The organism is Clostridium porci (genome assembly GCF_009696375.1).
Classification (GTDB): Bacteria; Bacillota; Clostridia; order Lachnospirales; family Lachnospiraceae; genus Enterocloster; species Enterocloster porci.
The window spans coordinates 1-2,923 of the sequence record NZ_VUMD01000049.1 but is presented as its reverse complement, the minus strand read 5'-3'; the positions used below and the strand labels follow the sequence as shown (position 1 = coordinate 2,923).

Annotated in this window: 3 protein-coding genes and 1 pseudogene; 2 read left to right on the top strand and 2 right to left on the bottom strand. The window is 43.6% G+C overall.

Annotated elements, in window-relative coordinates; translation table 11 throughout:
- Positions 1–43: 43 nt before the first annotated feature.
- On the bottom strand, positions 44–898 hold the full coding sequence (locus tag FYJ39_RS20175) for an IS3 family transposase (RefSeq protein WP_154474095.1): 855 nt from the start codon (positions 896–898) through the stop codon (positions 44–46).
- Positions 899–903: 5 nt separating this feature from the next.
- Positions 904–1,302, bottom strand: a complete 399-nt coding sequence (locus FYJ39_RS20170; RefSeq protein WP_154474094.1) for a transposase — start codon at positions 1,300–1,302, stop codon at positions 904–906.
- Positions 1,303–1,497: 195 nt separating this feature from the next.
- Here FYJ39_RS20170 and FYJ39_RS21130 point away from each other — a divergent pair, with 195 nt between their 5' ends.
- Together FYJ39_RS21130 and FYJ39_RS21125 are read left to right on the top strand one after the other, a co-directional pair.
- A complete protein-coding gene (locus FYJ39_RS21130; protein ID WP_328597587.1) occupies positions 1,498–2,004 on the top strand; it encodes a transposase in 507 nt (168 codons plus the stop codon).
- 12 nt (positions 2,005–2,016) lie between these two features.
- Positions 2,017–2,712 (top strand): annotated as a pseudogene (locus tag FYJ39_RS21125) (transposase); the annotation flags it as partial.
- Positions 2,713–2,923: the final 211 nt, after the last annotated feature.

Below are 2,923 nucleotides of genomic sequence, written 5' to 3'. Positions count from 1 at the left end.
TGCATCTGTCAAGGAGAAGTAGACACTGAAAACCACCATGTTTTTAGAAGCCCAGTTCGGTTTTGTACTGAACTGGGCTTTTATAGCCCAGAGCAGCCGCAGGCCGCTCAAAATTATAGTAATGAACATACTCCTCTAATAGCTTAGGAACATTCCTGGCGGTGGCAAGACCGAAATCAAGGAATAGTTCTTCTTTTATCCAACCATTAATTGCTTCAATGATTGCATTATCTGTTGGAGTTCCTGCTCGCGACATTGAACGAAGTATGTTATAATGTTCGTGAGCCTGTCGGAAGGCTTGTGAGGAGTAGACGGAACCCTGGCCGGTGTGCAAGATTACCGGGGGTGTCCGCTCCTCATTTTTCTTGCCCGCAAGCAGCTTTAACTGCTCTAAGCAATGATAGTACGGTTTTGTGCTGCCTTGGATCGGTGTTGCCTGATGAGCAATGATCTCGTTATTGAAGGTATCTACAAGGAGTGTCCATTCCCAACTCCGGCCGTTGCTTTTGAATATCGTCATATCGGATACAACGATTTCAACCGGACGGGGTGCGTTCCAGTTTCCTTTGATTTGGTTGGGAAACTCTATGTGTTCCTCCCCCGCCTTCTTGTAGGTGTATTTCCTTGCTTTGGAGCGGATACCAGCCTGCTTGCAGCATTTGTGTGCCAGATTGTGGGAGAACACCCAACCCGTAGCCTCAAATACTGCTTTGGCAAGCATGTGATAACCATGAGAGGGATGCTTTTTGTGCTGCTCCATCAACAGCTTTGTAAGGAGCTGTCTGTCCTGTTCGTAGCGATTCAGTGTTCCGCGACGACCTCTCCACCTGTAATAACCGGACTTGCTGACACCCATGATCTCACACAGGAATACCACGGGATAGTTCTCTCTGAGCATCTCAATTATTTCGTACTCTTGCCGCGTCCGGTAATATATTCCTTGTTTGCACCAACTCCTTTCACCCAGTACCCTTTTTTTAACCGTTCATTTTCAATTTCTAATTTCGCTACCATAAGCCGTAGCCTATCCAATTCAGAGAGGTTCTTACTGGTGTGTAAAGCAGCAAATGGATTGCCCGGATGACCTTTGGGATTAAATGCGGATTCTCCTTCGGCGATATATTCCTTTACCCACCGGCAGATCATGCTTCTGTCTGCAGTATATTCTTTTTCCAGCGTCCGTACTGAAATATGCTCATCCAGATGTTTATGTACTATTTCTGACTTCTGGTCCGGTGTCCACACTCGTTTCTTCCGCCTTTTTCTCACAATTACCACCTCCACTGCTATTTTAGTAGCCATGAGCAAAACTCCACACATCTAGTATTTATGCGTCTTTGCGAGGCATGGCAAACCTCTTTATCACTCCAAATTTATAGAAACAATCAGCTCACTTTGATATAATTAAGTTGTCAAAATCAATAACACCGAAAGGAGCTGATTGTTATCTATCGCCAGGAAATTTTAAAAGACATTCGTCTTTTTACGTCTCAGCCGGTGGCTAAGTTTTATGATTCCCTTTTCCTGAATCTTGACCTCTCTTCCGTTCAGGAATACCCTGTTACAGGGCGAAAAGGGTTTTCTAACCATGCTATGGTTTGTGCTTTTATCGTTATGAAATGTGAAGGCCTTTCCATGATTTCTGACCTTGTTGATTATCTGAATAACAACCTTCTCATTGCTCATTACTGCGGTTTTGATATTTCCAGGCCGCTTCCATCTTATTGGACACTTGACCGGTTTCTAATTAACTTCGATCATTCCATCCTATCTGACATCATGAAAGCACAGGTTCTTTCCCTTGCCGATAAGGGAATCATTGACTCTTCCTTTATAGGGCTTGATTCCACTCCCATAGAAGCAAATACCTCGCAAAACAATCCCAAATCTTTCATCAGTAATAAATTTAATCCTGCTTACCAGCCAAAAGCTGATAAGGACTGTAAGCTCGGAGTTCATGCTGCCTCCAACCAGACGGATGAAAAGAAATATAAATTCTACTGAGGATATAAAAATCATGTCCTTGTAGACTGTATTTCTGGGCTTCCCATTTATGAAATGACTACAACCGCCGAGGTTAGCGATTCCACCGTTGCTTTGGATATTCTGGCTGATACGCACGGTTTTCTCTCTGTTGCAGAATGCACCTTTCTTGCTGATAAAGGCTACGATGTTAAAACCATCTACAACCAGGTAAAACAACTTTATGAAGGTGAGCGCATGATTCCCTTGAATAAAAGAAACGCCAAAAACCCAAAGCGGCTCCCGCAAGGAAATCCTGTCTGCGAAGCCGGGCTCGCCATGTGGAAAGATGGTAAGTTTTCTGACAAAGGACGTACCCGGCAGAAATTCTGTTGTCCCTTAAAGACTTCTCCTGATGCCGGCTGTCCCTGTCATCATAAAAACTTTTACAACGGAAAGAAGCATCGTGGCTGTACCAGATATATTACCATCCCGGATGACCTGAGGCTCCTTCCTGACCGGAACAGCAGGTATTTTAAACGCACATATTCTTTACGCACGGAATGTGAACGCTATAATTCCAGATTCAAAGGTACCGGGCAGGAACGTATGTGGGTAAGAAATAAGTCGTCTGTTACGAAGCTGAATACGCTTGCACACATCAGCCTTTTAGCCGTTGCCATTGCTGCCATCACTATGCCGGGAAGCCAGTCTTACCGTAAATTGAAATCCCTAAAAAGGACTGCCTGATGCTTTTTGCTCTCATAGTATCTCTGTGGCGTAAGTTTTGGACTTACGTTAGCTTTGCTGTCCTCAGAAATTCATTTCTTTTCTAATTGCAAAGATAACTGCCAATGTTCAACTATAAATCATAACGTTTTGCTCATCTCTTATTTTAGCACAAAGAAAATGTAGACAACATGGTGGTTTCCCATGTGTCTACATTTATCTTACAACTTCA

What these genes read in the sequence shown, in the direction of transcription:
- FYJ39_RS20170 (WP_154474094.1), bottom strand. Translation starts at nt 1,302, where the DNA reads ATGGCTACTAAAATAGCAGTGGAGGTGGTAATTGTGAGAAAAAGGCGG.
- FYJ39_RS20175 (WP_154474095.1), bottom strand. Translation starts at nt 898, where the DNA reads ATGCTCAGAGAGAACTATCCCGTGGTATTCCTGTGTGAGATCATGGGT.